Here is a 16,869-nt window from a genome sequence, read left to right on the forward strand (position 1 = left end):
GGGCGGTCCGGGCTCAAACGGTTTTCCGGGGACGCGGCGGACCGGGGCCGACGGGGCGTCAGCGGACCAGGGGGAGGAACACCGTGTCGACGATCTCTTCGAGGGTGTCGTCGGGGACGGGGGCGAAGGTCGTCAGAATGTCGTGGCGCAGCAGGTCGAAGGGGAGCGACTTGAGGCGCGGGGTGAGGCGTTCGGGCCGCACCTCCCCGCGGGCGGCGGCGCGGGCGAAGAGTTCGTCGAGGGCCTCGGCGCGGCCGGTCACCAGGGGGTCGCGCAGGTCGGCCGGGTTGGTGCCGGTCTCGCGGTGGAAATCGGCCAGGCGCAGGTTCATCACCGTGACCAGGCGGACCCGGGTCGGGGAGTTGAGCTCGCGCAGGAGGGCGAGGACGTCGCCCCGCAGGGTCCCGGTGTCGGGCTGGAGGAGCGGCGACACCTTGAGGGTGTGGGCGACGGCGGCGCGGACGAGTTCCTCGCGGTTGGCCCAGCGGCGGTAGAGGACGGGTGGGCTGGTGCCTGCGCGCTTGACGACGGCGTCCATGGTGAAGCGGGCGTAGCCGTGGTCCGCGAGCTCCTCCCAGGCGGCGTCGAGCAGTGCCTTCTCCAGTGCCGGTCCGCGGCGTCGTTCGGCCATGCGCTCCTCCTTTGGAAAGACTTGCCTTTCTTATCCTACCGACCTAGCCTGTCCACCGTAAGATAGAGCTCTGTATCTTAAGGTGGCTGTCGCTCATGCGCACTCCCGACCGGTCCGACCCCGACCTCGCAGACCCCGACCGCACCTGCCCCGACCGCACCCGTCCGGACCGCGCAGACCCCGACCGGGTGGACCCCGCCGTGTGGCGGATGGCGATCACCCTCATGGTCGGCGCCCTCGCCGTCGTCCTGGACACCACCATCGTCAGCGTCGCCCTCGACGACCTGACGAAGGACCTGGGCGCCCCGCTGTCCACCGTCCAGTGGGTGGGCACCGGCTACCTGCTCGCCGTGTTCGTCACCGTCCCGGTGGCCGGCTGGGCGCAGGCCCGGTTCGGCGGGCGGCGGCTGTGGGTCGCGGCTCTCGGCGGGTTCCTGCTCGGCTCGCTGCTGAGCGCGCTGGCCCAGGACGCGCCCGGCCTGATCGCCTTCCGCGTCCTCCAGGGCGCCGCCGCCGGCGTCATGATGCCGCTGATGGCCACGCTGCTCGTGCAGGCGGCCGGGGGCCGCAACATCGGCAAGGTCATGGCGATCATCACCGTGCCCACCGCCCTCGGTCCGATCCTCGGCCCCGTACTCGGCGGTCTGATCCTGCATCTGGCCGACTGGCGCTGGCTGTTCCTCGTCAACCTCCCCTTCTGTGCCGTCGGTGCCCGGCTCGCCCTGCGCAACCTGCCGGACGACCGGCCCGACCCCGGCCGCCCCGCCGTGCCGCTGGACGCGGTCGGCCTGCTCCTGCTCTCCCCCGGCTGCGCCGTCCTCGTGTACGGCCTCTCCCGGATCGAGGGCAGCGCGGGCCTCGCCGACGTCGGCGTCCTCGCCCCGCTGGTCTGCGGACTCGCCCTGGTCGGCGGCTTCGTCGCCCGGGCGCTGACCCGCACCGGCGGCGGCTCCGTCGTCGACGTGCGACTGTTCCGCCACCGTGCGGTCGCCTCCTCCGCGACCCTGCTGTTCCTCGGCGGCATCGCGCTGTACGGCTCGATGATGCTGCTGCCGCTCTGGTTCCAGCAGGTCCGGGGCGAGGACGCGCTCGGGGCCGGACTGCTGCTGGTCCCGCAGGGCCTCGGCGCCCTGCTGGCGCGCGGCCTGGCCGGGCGGTACACCGACCGCCTCGGCGCGCGCCGGGTCGCCGTCGCGGCGTTCGCGCTGGTCGCCGCGACGACCGTGCCGTTCGCCTTCGTCACCGCCGGGACCGGCGAGTGGCTGCTCCTGACGGCGCTGTTCGTCCGCGGCCTCGCCCTGGGTGCCGCCATGATCGCGCCGATGGGCGCCGCCTACGTCGGGCTGGACCACGGTCGGATCCCCGACGCCAGCATGATCACCCGTCTCGCGCAGCAGCTCGGCGGTTCGGTGGGCATCGCCCTGGTCGCCGTCGTCCTCCAGCACGCCACGGCCGGCGCCCACTCCCCCGACGCGCTCGCCGCCGGCTTCGGCACCGCGTTCCGGTGGGCGACCGCCCTCACCGCCGTCGCCGTGCCGCTCTGCCTGCTACTGCCGGGCCGACCCGGACCGGTGGACGCCCCCGCGGACGCCCCCACGGACGGAACAGCGGACGGAACGGTCGGGGCGGACGCGGCCACCGAGGTCTGAAACGCGCGTTTCCGGCAACCCTCCCGGCAGGCAGCCTTCTTCCGCCCTCCCACCCAAGGAGAAACCATGACGATCGCACTCCGCCCGGGCAGCACCGTGATGTTCACCGGGGACTCGATCACCGACGGCGCGCGCCTCGCGAGCGAGGACGGCCTCGGGTTCGGCTACCCGCCGCGGATCGCGGACGCATGGGGCCTCCGACACCCGGACCGGCCCGTGACCTGGCTCAACACCGGGATCGCGGGCCACAAGGTGAGCGATCTGGAGGCCCGCTGGCGGGCGGACGTGCTCGATCCGCGGCCGGACGTGGTGTCGGTCCTCGTCGGCGCCAACGACACGACCTGGCAGACGACCGCGCCGGGCGGCCGCCCGATCCCCGCGGCCGAGTTCGCGGCGGGCTACGACCGACTGCTCGCCCCGCTGGCCGAGGCGGGCACGGCGCTGATCCTCGTCGAACCGTTCCTCCTCCCGGTCGGCGGCACCCTCCGGGCCGGTCACGCGCTCGTCGACGACGAGGTGCGGAAGCTGTGGCGGGCCGATCTGGACCCGAAGATCGAGGCCGTCCGCGAACTCGCCCGCGCGTACGGCGCGCGACTGCTGGCCGCGGACGGCATGTTCGCCGGGCTCGCGGCGCGGACCGGCCCCGAGCACTGGTCGGCCGACGGCGTGCACCCGACACCGGCCGGCCATGCCGCCCTCGCCTCGGCCTGGCTGCGCCTGGTCGCGTGAGCGCTCCGGCGGACGGCGAGCGCGGCGCTGCGGACGCCGGAACGGGATCGGTCGCGGTGGGTGTCGGGCCGGTTACTCATGGGCAGTCTCCGGGGCGGGCGGGCGGCCGGACACCGGCCTCCGCGACACCACCGGCGACAGGAGGACGGCATGAGTGACGACGACGGTCGGGCGATCCACGAGCAGGCCGGAGCGGGCGAACAGGAGGAGGCACTGCGGACCTCCGCCGCCTTCCTCGTCGACGAGGCGCTCGGATTCCTGTTCCCCGCCGCGCTGCGGGCCGCCGCCGAGGTCGGGGTCGCCGACCACCTCGCGGCCGGGCCCGCCCTCCCCGCCGATCTCGCCGCCGCGACCGGCACGGACGCCCGCAATCTGCACCGGGTGCTGCGGCTGCTCGCCACCCGGGGCATCGTGGCCGAGGACGCACAGGGCCGCTTCGCCCTGACCGGGGCCGGGCAGGCGCTGCGGAGCGATGTCCCGCACTCCGCGCGGACGGCGATCCGGATGCTGACCGACCGCACCATGTGGGGGCCCGCCGGAGAGCTGACGCACTGTCTGACCGAGGGCGCCACAGCGTTCGAGAAGCTCTTCGGCCTGCCGTTCTTCGACCACTTCGCCAAGGACGAGCGCACCGCCGCCGTCTTCCACGTGGGCATGGCGGCGATGTCCGATCCGGAGAACGCCCCGATCGCGGCCGCCTACGACTTCCCCGCGAGCGGGACCGTCGTGGACATCGGCGGCGGCCACGGCGGCCTGCTGCTGGAGGTGCTGCGCCGCAACCCCGGCCTGGAGGGCGTGCTCTACGACCGCTCGCACGTGCTCGCCGGGAACCGGCTGGAAGCGCACGGCGAGATCGCGGGCCGCTGGACGCCGCAGGAGGGCGACTTCTTCTCCTCCGTGCCGTCCGGCGACGTCCATCTGCTCAAGCGGATCACCCACGACTGGGACGACGACACCTGTGTGACCCTGCTCGGCCACTGCCGGCGGGCCCTGCGGCCGGGCGGCCGGATCCTGGTCCTGGACGCCGTGGTGCCGGCGGGCAACGGCCCCCACCAGTCGAAGACGCTGGACCTGATGATGATGGCCTCCCTCACCGGGCGCGAGCGGACCGAGGCCGATTTCGCGGAGCTCTTCGGGCGGGCCGGTCTGCGGCTGTCCCGGGTGATCCCGACCTCGACGGTGCTGTCGGTGGTCGAGGGGGTCGTGGCCTGAGCCGACCTGACGGACGGACGACCTGAGAGGCGGACGGGAGCGGGCCGAGGTCGACCCGCTCCCGTCCGGCGCGACGCCGGGGCGGCTCAGCCGGCGGGCTGCCAGAGCTCGATCCGGTTGCCCTCCGGGTCGGTGACCCAGGCGAACCGCCCGACGCCTTCCATCTCCTGCACGTCCTCCGCGACGTCGGCGCCCGCGGCCCGGAGCTGGGCGAGCATCGCGTCGAGGTCGCGGACGCGGAAGTTCAGCATGCTCTGCTGGCCGCGGGCGCCGAAGTAGTCGGTGGCGGCCTCGAAGGTCGCGAAGACGGTCGGCCCCTGCTCCTGCTGCCACAGGCCGTGCTCGTCCGTGTCCAGGCCCAGGCTCTCGCGGTACCAGGCGGCCAGCGCGGCCGGGTCGGTGGCACGCAGGAAGTAGCCGCCGATGCCGAGGACGCGTTCCATGTTCCGGTTCCTGTTCTGTCGGAGTGGGGGCGGTGGCCCATCCTCGCACCGGTGGAGCCGCCGCCGGCCGACGGCCGGTGACGACGGCGCGTTCCCCGGGGCCCGGAATATTGGATTCCATTTCCGGGAGCGAAAGGAATTCCCCCGCCCGGGCGACCTGAAATTCCGTCAGAAGTTCCCCCACGACGGAACACCCGAGGCGAATACGGAAAGCGGGGAGCAATCGAACGAATCGCCCTCGATCCAGAATGGCGGCGTCTCACGATTGGTCCAGACCATTTCTCAAACCGCAGGTCAGCGGGCCCGTGGTCGAGTGAGACGTCTCAAAGCCCGCCTTCCCCCTCGAACAGGCCCGGCCGATCCGGCACAGTCGTTCCTCGTCGGACGGTGCACAGCCCGACGCCGATCCGGGAAATCGACCGGCGCCTCGACGGCGAAAGCGCGCGGAATTCCCGATCCACCGATAGAGAGGCATGGACATGAAGAAGAAGATCGCGGCCGGCGTACTCGCCGCGGCCACCCTGGGCTCGGTGCTGCTGGGCGCCTCCGCTCCCGCCTTCGCCAGCAGCGGCGGCTGCATCAGCGGTGACGCCTGCCTCTACTACAGCCCGAACCTCCAGGGCGCGAAGTTCGGCAAGGGCGAGTTCGGCAACTACGACGGCAACTTCGGTGGCGGCGGCTCCGGCAACGGCCAGCCCGTCCTGAACAACGCCGCCTCGGTGTGGAACCTGGACCACTACCACAACCTCCGCGTCCACTACCGCGAGTTCAGCATCCGCGACTCCGGCCCGAGCCAGTTCATCCCGCACGACTCGTGGGCGAACCTGGGCAACGTGTCGTGGAACGGCGGCTCGATCAACATGCGCAACAACAACCACTCGCAGAGCTGGGAAACCCTCTAGCCTGCGCCGACCCGGGTGCCGGGCCCCGCTCCACCGGGGCCCGGCACCCGGGTCGCACCCGCCCCACCGGGGCGAACCGCCCGCCACGTCCCCCGCCACACCGAACCGCCCGCCACACCGAACCCCCCGACCGTCCGCCGAGCCGTGCCCGCGGCGCCGCGCGGGCGGGTGCCCGAGGAGCCCCGCATGACACCCCCGCGCCGCGGCCGCCCGCTGCCGGTCCTGCTGCTGACCGCCGCTCTGACCGCCGCCCTGGCCCTGACCGCCGGCTGCGCCTCCGGTCCCGCCGGAACCACCGCCGCGCCGTCGCCGTCCGCCACCCTCGCCCCGATGGAGCCGCCGCCGATCGGGGACGTCCCCCGGTTGAGCCGGGCCGACGACCGGGCCCTGCCGATCGAGACCTACCTGCTGAGCGGGGAGCAGTTCCGGCAGCTCGACGCGGCCCAGGGCGTCCTGGTCACCCGGTGCGTCCGGGGGTTCGGCCTGGACTACTCCGCGCCGACCCCGACCGCGCCGACCCCGAGCGCGCCCTCCGCGACCCAGACCACCCACCGCTACGACCCGGTCGACATCTCCGACGTCTCAGCGAACGGCTACCACTCGCCGGACCCGGACCGCGGGAAGAAGCCGGGCGCGGCGCCGTCCCTGGGCCCCGACGTCACCACCGTCCTCGGTGCCGGCCTCGGCCCGGACGGCAGGCCCGCCCCCGGCACCGCCACCGAGTACCGGGGCAGGCAGCTGCCGTCCGGCGGGTGCATCGCCGACGCCCAGCGCCGGCTGGCCGCGCGCGGCGGCACCGGGCGGGACGCCGACGTCGCGGTGGGGGTCAACTACGAGGGCTTCGAGCGCTCCCGCCAGGACCCGCGGGTCCTGGCCGTCTTCGGGGACTGGTCGCGCTGCATGGCCGAGCGCGGGTACTCCTACGGCACGCCCGGCGACGCCCTGAAGGACCCGCGCTGGGGGGCCGCGGCGACCCCGTCCGCCGAGGAGATCGCCACGGCCACCGCCGACGTCGAGTGCAAGGCGCGGGTCAATGTGGTGGGCGTCTGGTTCACGGTCGAGTCCGCCTACGAGCAGGAGCTGATCCGGCAGCGGCTGCCGGAGCTGACCGCCGCGAAGGCCGCCAACGACGCGATGCTGGCGGTCGCGGCCTCGGTGACGACGACCGGCGCCTGAGCCGGGCGCTCGCTCCCCGCACCCCGCCCGGGCACCCCGCCCCCTGCGGCAACGTCACTCCGGCCGCGACCACCTCGTCGACCCGGCGGGCGGACCGCGCGGCCCCTTCGGAACCGGCACAGCCCGCCGCCCGTCGACGGCTCTCCCGGACAGTCGGTCAGACGGCCTGGAGGTAGAAGAGATCCGCCCAGCGGTCCTGGACCATCTGGCGGATCTCGTTGCTGTGGTCCGAGGAGGCGACCCACTTGCCGGAGTGCAGGCCCTGGAGCGCGAACAGGGTGCTGCTGTTCGTCGGGTTCGCCATCCAGAACTGCTGGTTCAGGGGCACGTTCTCGTCGATGCAGCCGTACGTGGTGATCAGGTCGCCGTTCTCCAGGCCCCAGTGGTCGACCGCCATGCACCAGCGCCGCCAGGCGTCCTGGAGGTAGACGATCTGGCGACCGTCGGCGGCCCGCTTGCGACAGACGCGCCACTTCTGGTTGGACTCGTCGCCCCAGAAGTACTGGAGGACCGTGCCGTAGTTCCCCCGGGAGAGTGCGACGGTCAGCGGCCGACCGTTGCTGGACGTGTTGATGCGGTAGAGCCCCGGGTCGCAGGTGTAGTTGCTCGACGGGTCGGCGGCGAGGGCCCCGGCGGACACGGGGGCGGCCGGGGCGGGCGCGGCACCGAGGCCAAGGCCGGCCACCGCGACGAGCGCGGCGACCCCCGAGGTGAGGACGGCGCGCCCGGTGCGCGCGGTGCCGGTGCGGTGAGCCGTACGTGTGGTGCGCGTGGTGCGCGAACCCATGAGGGTGCTCCTCCGGTGGAAGGGACGCACTATGAGACGTCATGCGCATGACGTGAACCCCCGTGAGGGAATCCTCGCGTTCACAGCGCGTCCCGCGCCATCCCAACCTGCTGGGAGCGCGAATCGGGGCGCATCCGGCAGAAGCACGGGCGCCCCGGCCCCCACCTGGGACCGGGGCGCGACGCGGGCGCGGTCAGTTGACGTGGACCACCGGGGAGCCCGCCCGACTGGAATCGGCCAGCGGGCCGTAGGTCGCCGAGAAGTAGCCCTCGCCCGGACAGAGGCCCGAGCCGCCGCTCTTGACGAAGTGCTCGTTGCGGAAGCTCAGGGTGTGGGTGGCGTTGTCGGAGGTGCCCGTGAAGGCGCCGCTGAGCTGGTAGGTGCAGGTGAGGGTGCCGAACCAGCTGTTCAGCACGGCCGAGGCCTGGATCGGGCCGGCCGCGCCGGCGGCGAGGACGACGGGCTGGCCGCCGCCGAGCGAGAGGCTGTAGGCGAGGTTGCCGACCGTGAGGCTCTTCACCGAGGTGACGCCGGTGACGTTGGCCGTGCAGGAGCCGAAGCTCATGCCGGTCAGGGACGCGGTCGCCGTCCCCGGCGCGTCGGGGTTGGTCAGGGCCCGGGCGGTGAACGGCGAGACGCCGCAGTTCACCCCGGTGGCACCGGTGGTGGCCGAGTAGAAGGTGGCCTTGGTCCCGGCGGCGAGCGACGCCACCAGGGTGTCGCCCGCGGCCACGGCCGCGCCGGCGGCGTCGCCGGTGGTGAGAACCGGGACGGCGGCGGGGGCAGTGGGGGCGGCGGACGCCGGGACGGCGCCGACGGCGAGGGTGGCGGCGGCCGCGGCCAGGGCAAGGCAGGTGCGGATACGCATGGGGGCCTCGTTCTCGGTGGGGGACGGCGAGCGGGCATGCTTCCGGAGCCCGGGCAGGGGGCGGAGGTGGGGGTTTCCGGGAGCTGACTACGTTGTAGAGCGGTGTCCATGCACCGTCAAGGATCCGAGCGCGACTTGTTGACGAATCGTCAGCAAGACGCCGCACGCCTCTTGCCAGCGGCGCCGGGCGCTCCCTACCGTCGAGTACCCCCGGCGCACCGCTCTCCAAGGAGCCCCCGATGTCCTCGACCTCCCTCCCCCGCACCCCGCGCCCCCGGCGCACCCGACGCCTGCGCACCCTCCTCGGCATCGCGGCCGTGCTCGGCCTGACCCTGCCGGGCACCACCGCGACCGCCGGCGCGGCGGAACGCCCCGGATCGGCCGGTGCCGCCGCACTGCGGGAGGTGATGTTCGTCGGCAACAACTGGGACGGCACCGCCGACGTCATCACCTCGCGCGGCGACCTGGCCCGGATCGGCCGGATCGACGTCGTCCCCGACAAGGAGCGCCGCCTCACCGAGATCTACCTCGACCCGATCAAACTCGGCTACTTCCTCGGGATCAGGCTGGGCCCCGGCGAGGGCCACGACCAGTTCGTCGACGACATGTACTCCACCCCGGACGGCACGGCCGTCGTCGTCTCCCGGCCGAGCTTCGCCGACGTGGTGTCCATCGACCTCGCCAGCGGCCGGATCAACTGGCGCTTCCCGGTGGCGGGCTACCGGTCCGACCACATGGCGCTCTCGCCCGACGGCACCCGGGTCGTGGTCTCCGCCTCCACCGCCAACACCGTGCACGTGCTCGACATCGCCACCGGCCGCCAGCTCGGCTCGTTCCGGACCGGCGACAAGCCGCACGAGAACCTCTTCACCGACGGCGGCCGGTACATCTGGAACATGTCGATCGGCGACGTCAACACCGCCCTGGACGCCCCCTGGCTGGACTGGACCAAGGGCGATCGCCGGATCACCGTGGCCGACGCGACGACCTTCCGCACCGTGCGGGTGATCGACATGCGGGAGCGGCTGGACGCCTTCGGCCGCCCCGACCTGTCCGACGCCGTCCGGCCCGCCGCGTTCAGTCCGGACGGCTCGACGCTGTACTTCCAGGTCTCCTTCTTCAACGGTCTGGTCGAGTACGACGTCGCCACCGACCGGATCACCCGGATCAGGACCCTCCCCACCAACCCCGCGACCAGTGAGGACCGCACCACCTGGGTCAACGACTCCCGCCACCACGGCCTGACCGTGAGCCCCGCCGGGGACCGGCTCTGCGTCGCGGGCACCATGGACGACTACGCCACCGTCGTCGACCGGGCGACCCTCCGGGAGGGGCCGCTGGTACCCGCCGTCAAGCCCTACTGGGCGACCGTCAACGGCGACGGGACCTCCTGCATCGTGTCCGAGGCCGGGGCCGACCGGGTCAGCGCCATCGACTTCGCCAGCGGGCTGCGCACCTCCTCGGTCGACGTCGGCGACCACCCGCAACGCGTCCGGCTCGGCCGTGTGCCCGCCGAGTGGAGCGGACCGGCGGCGCACTGACCGCCGAGCCCGCCCACCGACCGACCGACCGACCGACCGTCCCCGTTCCACCCCGGGCGGGGTCGGTCAGTCGCCGTACCGCCGGTACCCGACCGTGCCGTGCAGCACCGCGCCGGCGGCCCGGGCCGACTCCAGGCTGCGGGTCAGCAGCACGGCGCCGGCCGCCGGGTCGAGGTCCATCAGGCCGGGCGGCCAGGTGCCGGGCGGGACGACGAGCACCACGACGGCGCGCCGTCCGGCGGCGGCCGTCAGCCAGCCGGGCGAGGCCAGCACGTCGGAGGCCGGTTCCCAGGCCTGCCGCCCGCCCACCATGACCAGCCGGACCAGGGCGTTCCCCGCCAGCTCGACCACGGCGGTGGTGACGGGCGGCTCCCCCGCGGCCAGGACGAATCCGCTGTCCACCGCGTTGTCGACGAAGGCCTCGAACAGGTTGGGGCCGATCTCCACGATCAGTTCCGCGAAGGGTGGTCCCAGCTCCACCGCCCGCACCGCCAGGGCCCACACCATCGGCACCGAGCCACCGTCACCCGGGCCGTCCGTCTCGTCCGCGTCGTCCGCCATGCCCCGTCCAACGAGCCGGCCGCCGATCCGACGCGGCCCCGCCCGGGTGGTCGGGCGGGGCATCGGCCGGGAGGACGGTCAGGGCGCGTCCCCGCGCGGTACGGCCGCGCGCAGCCGGCTCTCCAGGGCGACGACCTCCGCGAGCGAGGAGGCGTAGAGGGCCGGGATCTCGGCCGCGAGGACGCGCATCAGCGCTACCGCCTCGGTCGCCGCCGCCAGGCCGCCCGCCAGGTCGAAGCCGGCCTCGGCCCGCACCCGGGCATGGAAGGCCAGCGCCACGCCCAGGTCGCCCCGCCGCGCCACCGGGTTGAGCGCGGCCTCCTCCCGCATCATCGCGACCGCCCTGGTGGTGACCTCGGCGGCCTCCCGGAACCGCCCCAGGTCGGCGAGCGCCGCCGCGTGCAGGGACAGCGAGTCGGCGAACAGACCGCCGTGGACGCCCGGTTCGGCCCGGTCCAGTTCCTCCAGGATGGCGACCGCCTCCGCCACGGCGGCCAGCGACTCGGCCCGGCCGTTGTGCATCCGGGCCGCGTTGCCCAGCGCCATCGCGAGGTCCCGGCGGTGGACCGCCGGATTGGCCTCGGCGAGCCCGCGGTAGAGCGCCACGGCCTCCTGGATGCTCCTGAGCGCCCGGCGGTGCTGGTTGCGCACCGACTGACGGCGGGCCAGGTTGTTGACCGCCTGGGCGAGTCCGTGGATGTGGCCGGCCCGGTCCGCCGCGACCAGCCGGCGGTACAGGGTCACCGATTCCTTGGTGACGTCCAGCGCCTCGGCGTGCCGCCCCAGCCGGGACAGCACCACGCCGAGCTGGCTGAGCGCGTTGGCGAGCTGCGGGCGGAAGGCGTGGTCCGCGCGCGCGAGCTGGCGGTGGAGGTCGACGGACTCCCGGGTCACGGCGAGCGCCTCCTGCGGGCGCCCGAGGCCCCACAGCGCGGTGCCCAGACCGAGCAGGGTGGCCCCGAGCGGGGCGGTGAACGGCGCGGTCACGGCCTGCCCGCGTCCCAGGTCGACCGCCTCGGCGGCGGTGTGCAGGCACTCGTCCCAGCGGCCGAGTTTGGACAGCGCCTCGCAGCGGAGCACCAGGACGTAGGCGAGTGCGGCGGCCGCCGCCCGGTTCGCGGGGCGGCTGCCGCTGATGTGCCCCCGGAGGAGCTCGGCCGTCTCCTCGGTCGCCGTCAGGGCTTCCTCGTAGCGGCCGGCGAGCACCAGTCGGGCGCACGCCTCGAACGCCGCCTGCGCGTCCCCGGACGGTCCGTCCTGCGGTGGCGGCTGCTCGGCGCCCGGTATCTCCTCGGACATGGCCCTCCCTGGGTTCGGGAGCGGCCGCCGAGTGGTCGAACCGCCGCTCACTGAAGGGAACTGACGGTTCGTCGGATCTCCGCCGGGTGGGCCCGGCGGTCTCCTCAGTATGCCCGGCCGGGCCGCTCCCGTACCGTCGAACGGCCGACTCCGGCCGTCGGCGCCCACCGGTACGGAACGGCGGCGGGCAGCGTCACGCCGTCACCTCGGCGACGGCGGCGGGCAGCGTCACGCCGTCACCTTGGCCACGAAGGCGGCCAGGTTGGCGAGCGTGCGCTCGATCTTCTCCTCCAGCGTGAGCGACTCGTGCAGCTTGGTGCCGACCTCCTTCTTGCCGCGCACGTAGAGCGAGCAGGCGAGGTCGGCGCACATGTACGCGCCGACGGAGTTGCCCTGCTTGCCGGCCTTTCCGGCGCGGGGCGCCACCAGCAGCGAGACGCCGCCGGTGTGCGTGGTGACGCACAGCGAGCAGAGGCTGCGGCGGGCCTGCCAGGAGGCGGCGCCGGAGGAGCGCAGCGCGACCGCGACCGTGCGGCCGTCGATCACGGCGGCGAGGTAGGCCCGGTCGGGGGCCTGCGGGTCGCGCCAGCCGAGGAAGTCCAGGTCGTCCCAGGGCTGCTCGGCCAGGTCGCGGGGGACGTTCAGCCGCGAGGCCTCACCCTTGGTGCAGTTGACGAAGGCGGCGCGGATCTCGGGTTCGGTCAATGGCTTCATAGGAAGCAACGTAAATTACCTAGACGTCCTAGGCAAATGTATTATTGCCCCAGGCGAGCGAGAGGACGGGCATGGCACGCGTGGGACTGAACACCGAGCGCCTGACGGCGGCGGGGGCGGAACTCGCCGACGAGGTCGGTTTCGACAAGGTGACCGTCTCCGCGCTCGCGCGGCGCTTCGGCGTCAAGGACGCGAGCCTCTACTCCCACGTCAAGAACTCCCAGGACCTCAAGACCAGGATCGCCCTGCTGGCCCTGGAGGAACTCGCCGACCGCGCCGCGGCCGCCCTGGCGGGCCGGGCCGGCAAGGACGCCCTGACCGCCTTCGCCGACGCCTACCGGGACTACGCGCACGAGCACCCCGGCCGGTACGCCGCCGCGCAGCTGGAGCTCGACCCGGAGACGGCCCGCGCCAGCGCGGCCGTCCGGCACTCACAGATGACCCGGGCCATCCTGCGCGGCTACCACCTCGCCGAGCCCGACGAGACGGACGCCGTCCGCCTGCTCGGCAGCACCTTCCACGGCTATGTCGCCCTCGAACGCTCCGGCGGGTTCCAGCACACCCCCCGGACGGCCCAGGACAGCTGGACCCGGATCCTGGACGCGCTCGACGCCCTGCTGCGGGCCTGGCCCGCCGCCCGACCCGCCGGCTGACCCCGCCGGACAGCACCGCCGGCGGACAGCACCACCGCCGGACAGCACCGCCGAGAGCGCGGCAGGGCGAACGACGACGGGCTCCACCCGGCGCAGGCCGGTGGAGCCCTGTCGTCCACGGGTCCGCCCCCGCTCCGGTGGGGGCGGGGGCGGACCACGGAGGCCCGGCCGGGGCGCGGGCGTGGGGGAATCCCGCGCCCCGGCCGGGGGTCTGTCAGCCGGTGACCTCGACGACCGAGGTGCGACCGGCCGGGACGGTGACGGTGGCGTAGGTGTACACGGTCCCGTCGACGGTGACGGTGCGGGCGGTCTGCGCGGCGCCGTCGACGGTGATGCCGCCGTGGGCGCCGGTGAACCGGGCCGTCCAGGTCAGGCTGCCGGCGGCGGAGGTGTTGGTCAGCGTCGACCGGGTGCCGCCGTCGTGGCGCAGGGTCACCGTGCCGGTGCCGACGGGGACGGAGCTGAGCTGCAGCCAGCCCATCTCGGCGGGCAGGCCGGAGGCGGTGGTGAGCGCCTGCCCGGCGGCGTCGGGCCGGACACCCAGCAGGCCCTGGACGGTCTGGCCGAGCAGGGTGAAGGCGATCTCGGGGTAGTCGCCGTTGAGGAAGCGCCCGGTGCTGTGGAGGGCGCCGGCCCGGTCGTAGACGTAGCGCATCCACTTCCAGCCGTTCGCGGGCTGGTTGTGGGCGAAGAAGACGTCGGGCAGGTAGGTGGCGGCCTCCAGGTTCTCGGGCGCGCCGCTGCCGGAGGCCTGGGTGTCGATCCAGGCCAGGTAGTCGTTCTGCCGGGCGCCCGGGTCCATGATCCCCTTGAGCGGGACGAACCAGGAGTTCTCCTTGCCCCAGTCGCTGTACGCGGTGCCGTTGACGTCGTAGGCGCGCACCACCCGGCCGGGGTTCCTCGGGTCCACGCTCCAGGTGGAGTTGAAGTAGGACTTCAGGGTGGCGGCCCGGTCGTTCAGCCCGGCGGCCGCGGCGGTGTCGCCCTTGGCGGTGGCCAGCGCGGCGGCGGACAGATAGGCGCGGTACTGGGAGGCGATGGCGTCGCCGGACTCGGCGAGCGTGGCACCGTTCTCGTTGTAGCTGGCGACGCCCTTGAAGATGTCGCCGCTGGTGGCCTGGGCGACGGGGACGCCGCCGTTGTCGATCGGGCCGGTGTGGCCGGTGATGTACGGGCCGACGGTGCTCGCGACGAACGCGGACATCGCCGGGTCGTTCAGGTAGTCGGTGTCCCCGGTCCAGCTGTACGCCTCGTCGATCTTCTGGGCGAGCTCGAAGGCGGCGGGGAGCTCGCGGACGAACGAGGTCGGGCTGCGGTAGTCGATCGACAGCGGGGTCTTCGCGTCGAAGTTGACCGCCCAGTACGGCATGTGGTCCGGGGCGCCGGCCGCCGAGGAGGCGAAGGAGCGGAGCATCGTCTTGGTGGCCCCGTCGAGGCCGAGCAGGTGGGCGCCGACCACCTGGTGCGCGAAGTCCCGCGAGTAGAACCCGGAGCGGTACGGGTAGCCGGCCCAGTAGGAGGCGGCGTAGGCGCCCTGGCCGCTGCCGCCGCTGTTGCCCTCGTCCGCGTTGAGCGCGCCGGTGGCGCCGGGCTGGGAGGCGAAGGAGTTGGCCTTGGCCCGGGCCCACTCGAACATCGCGGTGACGGTGGCGTCGGAGGAGGTGATCCGCGGCGCGTTGGGGGCGGCGGGGGCCACGGTGACGTCGTCGACGTTGACCCAGCCTCCGGGTGCCGAGTCGACGGCCACGGTAACGGTGTCGCCCGCCGCCACCCGCACGCCGGACACGGTGTACTGGGCGTAGACGCGCTGCGAGGGTATCGTCACGGTGCCCGCGGTGGCGCCGTTGACCTGCACGGTCAGGGTGCCGCCGGCCGCGCCGGAGGCGATCCAGGCGCCGATGTCGTAACCGCCGGCCTGCGGCGCGGTGGTGCTCCGGCTGATCCGGTAGCCGGTGCCGGCGTCCAGGTAGGCGGCCCGCGAGCCCCGGTGCGCGTTGTTCCCGGCGGTACCGGTGTGGGGCCCGAAGGTCCAGCCGCTGCCGTTCTGTTCGAAGCCCGGGTCACCGAACACCAGCGGGTCGGCCCGGGTCAGCAGCCACCGCTGGTTGACGCCGCCGTGGCAGGTGTACTGCTGGACCCGCGCGTTCGGCGTGGGGGCGCCGTTCGGCAGGTCGAGGCAGAGCGCGCTGTTGGCGGGGTGGACCAGGAAGGCGCCGTTCGCCGCGCTCTCCAGGGTGAACTGCTCGTTGGCCGAGTCGTCGCAGGCGTACTCGATCAGCCCGGCGCCGGGGGCGGTGGAGGCGCCCTCGACGTTGAGACAGGACTGCGGGGCGGAGCGGTCGGACATCCGGTAGCCGCCCCGGCCGTTGGGGGTGAACTGCCAGCGCTGGCCCAGGACGCCCTGGCAGGGCTGCTGGACGACCGGGGTGCGGTCGGTGCCGGCGGCCCACAGGCCGCCCAGGCACTGGCCACTGGCGGCGGAGGCGACGGTGTAGGCGGCTCCGGCGGCCACCGGCTCGGCGGCGGCACGGGCCGCGCCGGCGGGGAGCAGGGTCAGGGCGCTCGCGGCGAGGGAGACCAGGCCCAGGTGGGCGTGGACGCGCGGCGCGCTGCGACGGGGAACGGGGTGGGGCAACGTATCCTCCGACATCGTTGTGGAAGGGGCGCCCCCGGCGGCCTCAGGCTGGCGGCCGTCGGGGGTGGTGGGGGGCGGTCGTGCCGCGCACGACCACCTCCGGCTGGAACATCAGTTCGCCGACCGGGACCTGGTGGCCCGAGAGCAGGCCGACCAGGGCCCGGGCGACCTCGGCGGCCAGCCGGTCGACGGGCTGGCGCACCGTGGTCAGTGGGGGATCGGTGAACTCCATCAGCGGGCCGTCGTCGTAGCCGATCACAGAGATGTCCTCGGGGACGGACAGTCCCTGCCGGCGGATGGCCCGGATCGCGCCGAGCGCCATCTGGTCGCTGGCGGCGATGACTCCGGTGACGCCCCGGGCGAGCAGTTGCTCGGCGGCGAACTGGCCGCCCTCGACCGAGTACGTCTGGTGCACCACGAGCTGCTCGTCCTCGCCGAGGCCGAGCGCGGTCATCGCGGACCGGTAGCCGGCCACCCTCCGGTCGGTCGGGCGGTTGCCGACCGGGCCGGCCGCCATCGCGATCCGGCGGTGGCCGAGTCCGTACAGGTGGCGCACCGACAGCTCGGCCGCGTAGGCGTCGTCGGTGGAGAAGGCGACGGAGGAGCTGTCCTCGAACCGGCCGTTGATGCAGACGTAGGGGACGGGGCGGTGTTCCAGCAGCTGGAGGACCTCGGGGTCGAAGTTCTCCAGGGTGTTGCTGGCGGAGCAGAACACTATTCCGCTGGCACCGAGGTCCAGCAGGGACTTCAGGAAGTCGCGCTCCTGGACGCCGCCCGGCAGCGCCGGGCAGACCACGGCCCGCAGGCCGTGCGGGGCCAGCGCGAGGCCGATCCGCTCCGCCATCGCGCCGAAGATCGGGATCGACAGTCCGGGGGTGATCACCCCGACGATGCCGCCGGAGGCGGCGCCGCGCTCGTAGCCGACCTCCTCCATGGCGCGCTCGACCAGCTGACGGGTCTTCTGCGACACGCCGGCCTTGCGGTTGAGCACCCGACTGACGGTGGCCACGCTGACACCGGCGTGCTGCGCGACTTCGGTGATCCCGATTTTCTCCTGCTCCATTTCCCT

Annotated in this window: 16 protein-coding genes; 7 read left to right on the forward strand and 9 right to left on the reverse strand. The window is 73.8% G+C overall.

Translation table 11 applies throughout. The features are described 5' to 3' along the window. Positions 1–58 precede the first annotated feature (58 nt). Positions 59–631 carry a TetR/AcrR family transcriptional regulator gene (locus ACW14Y_RS02000; RefSeq protein ID WP_380395014.1) on the reverse strand — a complete coding sequence of 191 codons (573 nt, stop codon included), beginning with the start codon at positions 629–631 and terminating at the stop codon, positions 59–61. A gap of 209 nt (positions 632–840) precedes the next feature. On the opposite strand from ACW14Y_RS02000, the gene ACW14Y_RS02005 reads away from it, so the two are divergent. The 3 genes from ACW14Y_RS02005 (at position 841) to ACW14Y_RS02015 (ending at position 4,221) form a co-directional block, all read left to right on the forward strand. Then, positions 841–2,280 carry a DHA2 family efflux MFS transporter permease subunit gene (locus ACW14Y_RS02005; RefSeq protein WP_456988415.1) on the forward strand — a complete coding sequence of 480 codons (1,440 nt, stop codon included), beginning with the start codon at positions 841–843 and terminating at the stop codon, positions 2,278–2,280. Positions 2,281–2,346: 66 nt separating this feature from the next. Next, entirely contained in the window at positions 2,347–3,009 is a 663-nt protein-coding gene (locus tag ACW14Y_RS02010; protein WP_402724699.1) for an SGNH/GDSL hydrolase family protein, read from the forward strand. Between the two features lie 150 nt (positions 3,010–3,159). Continuing rightward, a complete protein-coding gene (locus ACW14Y_RS02015) occupies positions 3,160–4,221 on the forward strand; it encodes a methyltransferase (RefSeq protein WP_456985655.1) in 1,062 nt (353 codons plus the stop codon). 86 nt (positions 4,222–4,307) lie between these two features. Here the strand turns inward: ACW14Y_RS02015 and ACW14Y_RS02020 are convergent, their stop codons facing one another. Further along, positions 4,308–4,664, reverse strand: a complete 357-nt coding sequence (locus ACW14Y_RS02020; RefSeq protein WP_380394695.1) for a VOC family protein — start codon at positions 4,662–4,664, stop codon at positions 4,308–4,310. Between the two features lie 479 nt (positions 4,665–5,143). Between ACW14Y_RS02020 and ACW14Y_RS02025 the strand changes: the two genes are divergently transcribed. After that, positions 5,144–5,566, forward strand: a complete 423-nt coding sequence (locus tag ACW14Y_RS02025) for a hypothetical protein (RefSeq protein ID WP_380309087.1) — start codon at positions 5,144–5,146, stop codon at positions 5,564–5,566. Positions 5,567–5,752: 186 nt separating this feature from the next. Beyond that, a complete protein-coding gene (locus ACW14Y_RS02030; RefSeq protein WP_380394699.1) occupies positions 5,753–6,742 on the forward strand; it encodes a hypothetical protein in 990 nt (329 codons plus the stop codon). A gap of 157 nt (positions 6,743–6,899) precedes the next feature. Here ACW14Y_RS02030 and ACW14Y_RS02035 read toward each other — a convergent pair whose 3' ends face one another. Together ACW14Y_RS02035 and ACW14Y_RS02040 are read right to left on the reverse strand one after the other, a co-directional pair. Then, positions 6,900–7,529, reverse strand: coding sequence for an RICIN domain-containing protein (locus tag ACW14Y_RS02035; protein WP_456985656.1), 630 nt, complete (start codon positions 7,527–7,529; stop codon positions 6,900–6,902). A 193-nt stretch (positions 7,530–7,722) separates the two neighbouring features. Continuing rightward, positions 7,723–8,397: a Tat pathway signal sequence domain protein gene (locus ACW14Y_RS02040; protein ID WP_456985657.1), complete on the reverse strand. Its 675-nt coding sequence runs from the start codon at positions 8,395–8,397 to the stop codon at positions 7,723–7,725. A 239-nt stretch (positions 8,398–8,636) separates the two neighbouring features. On the opposite strand from ACW14Y_RS02040, the gene ACW14Y_RS02045 reads away from it, so the two are divergent. Continuing rightward, positions 8,637–9,938, forward strand: a complete 1,302-nt coding sequence (locus ACW14Y_RS02045; protein ID WP_380309079.1) for a YncE family protein — start codon at positions 8,637–8,639, stop codon at positions 9,936–9,938. 66 nt (positions 9,939–10,004) lie between these two features. On the opposite strand, the gene ACW14Y_RS02050 is transcribed toward ACW14Y_RS02045, so the two are convergent. From ACW14Y_RS02050 to ACW14Y_RS02060, 3 genes are all read right to left on the reverse strand, one after another. After that, positions 10,005–10,499, reverse strand: a complete 495-nt coding sequence (locus tag ACW14Y_RS02050; protein ID WP_380309077.1) for a hypothetical protein — start codon at positions 10,497–10,499, stop codon at positions 10,005–10,007. Between the two features lie 78 nt (positions 10,500–10,577). After that, positions 10,578–11,798 carry a tetratricopeptide repeat protein gene (locus ACW14Y_RS02055; RefSeq protein WP_456985658.1) on the reverse strand — a complete coding sequence of 407 codons (1,221 nt, stop codon included), beginning with the start codon at positions 11,796–11,798 and terminating at the stop codon, positions 10,578–10,580. Positions 11,799–12,026: 228 nt separating this feature from the next. Then, on the reverse strand, positions 12,027–12,512 hold the full coding sequence (locus ACW14Y_RS02060) for an FBP domain-containing protein (protein ID WP_380309073.1): 486 nt from the start codon (positions 12,510–12,512) through the stop codon (positions 12,027–12,029). A gap of 71 nt (positions 12,513–12,583) precedes the next feature. Here ACW14Y_RS02060 and ACW14Y_RS02065 point away from each other — a divergent pair, with 71 nt between their 5' ends. Then, positions 12,584–13,165: a TetR/AcrR family transcriptional regulator gene (locus tag ACW14Y_RS02065; RefSeq protein ID WP_380309071.1), complete on the forward strand. Its 582-nt coding sequence runs from the start codon at positions 12,584–12,586 to the stop codon at positions 13,163–13,165. A gap of 214 nt (positions 13,166–13,379) precedes the next feature. Here ACW14Y_RS02065 and ACW14Y_RS02070 read toward each other — a convergent pair whose 3' ends face one another. Together ACW14Y_RS02070 and ACW14Y_RS02075 are read right to left on the reverse strand one after the other, a co-directional pair. Then, complete coding sequence (locus ACW14Y_RS02070; protein WP_456985659.1) at positions 13,380–15,800, reverse strand: RICIN domain-containing protein; 2,421 nt, start codon at positions 15,798–15,800, stop codon at positions 13,380–13,382. Between the two features lie 43 nt (positions 15,801–15,843). Further along, entirely contained in the window at positions 15,844–16,863 is a 1,020-nt protein-coding gene (locus ACW14Y_RS02075; RefSeq protein ID WP_380444222.1) for a LacI family DNA-binding transcriptional regulator, read from the reverse strand. Between the last annotated feature and the right edge of the window lie 6 nt (positions 16,864–16,869).

The organism is Kitasatospora sp. cg17-2, from assembly GCF_054031055.1.

What these genes read in the sequence shown, in the direction of transcription:
- ACW14Y_RS02050 (WP_380309077.1), bottom strand. Translation starts at nt 10,499, where the DNA reads ATGGCGGACGACGCGGACGAGACGGACGGCCCGGGTGACGGTGGCTCG.
- ACW14Y_RS02030 (WP_380394699.1), top strand. Translation starts at nt 5,753, where the DNA reads ATGACACCCCCGCGCCGCGGCCGCCCGCTGCCGGTCCTGCTGCTGACC.
- ACW14Y_RS02025 (WP_380309087.1), top strand. Translation starts at nt 5,144, where the DNA reads ATGAAGAAGAAGATCGCGGCCGGCGTACTCGCCGCGGCCACCCTGGGC.
- ACW14Y_RS02005 (WP_456988415.1), top strand. Translation starts at nt 841, where the DNA reads ATGGCGATCACCCTCATGGTCGGCGCCCTCGCCGTCGTCCTGGACACC.
- ACW14Y_RS02040 (WP_456985657.1), bottom strand. Translation starts at nt 8,397, where the DNA reads ATGCGTATCCGCACCTGCCTTGCCCTGGCCGCGGCCGCCGCCACCCTC.
- ACW14Y_RS02065 (WP_380309071.1), top strand. Translation starts at nt 12,584, where the DNA reads ATGGCACGCGTGGGACTGAACACCGAGCGCCTGACGGCGGCGGGGGCG.
- ACW14Y_RS02075 (WP_380444222.1), bottom strand. Translation starts at nt 16,863, where the DNA reads ATGGAGCAGGAGAAAATCGGGATCACCGAAGTCGCGCAGCACGCCGGT.
- ACW14Y_RS02015 (WP_456985655.1), top strand. Translation starts at nt 3,160, where the DNA reads ATGAGTGACGACGACGGTCGGGCGATCCACGAGCAGGCCGGAGCGGGC.
- ACW14Y_RS02055 (WP_456985658.1), bottom strand. Translation starts at nt 11,798, where the DNA reads ATGTCCGAGGAGATACCGGGCGCCGAGCAGCCGCCACCGCAGGACGGA.
- ACW14Y_RS02020 (WP_380394695.1), bottom strand. Translation starts at nt 4,664, where the DNA reads ATGGAACGCGTCCTCGGCATCGGCGGCTACTTCCTGCGTGCCACCGAC.
- ACW14Y_RS02035 (WP_456985656.1), bottom strand. Translation starts at nt 7,529, where the DNA reads ATGGGTTCGCGCACCACGCGCACCACACGTACGGCTCACCGCACCGGC.
- ACW14Y_RS02010 (WP_402724699.1), top strand. Translation starts at nt 2,347, where the DNA reads ATGACGATCGCACTCCGCCCGGGCAGCACCGTGATGTTCACCGGGGAC.
- ACW14Y_RS02000 (WP_380395014.1), bottom strand. Translation starts at nt 631, where the DNA reads ATGGCCGAACGACGCCGCGGACCGGCACTGGAGAAGGCACTGCTCGAC.
- ACW14Y_RS02045 (WP_380309079.1), top strand. Translation starts at nt 8,637, where the DNA reads ATGTCCTCGACCTCCCTCCCCCGCACCCCGCGCCCCCGGCGCACCCGA.
- ACW14Y_RS02060 (WP_380309073.1), bottom strand. Translation starts at nt 12,512, where the DNA reads ATGAAGCCATTGACCGAACCCGAGATCCGCGCCGCCTTCGTCAACTGC.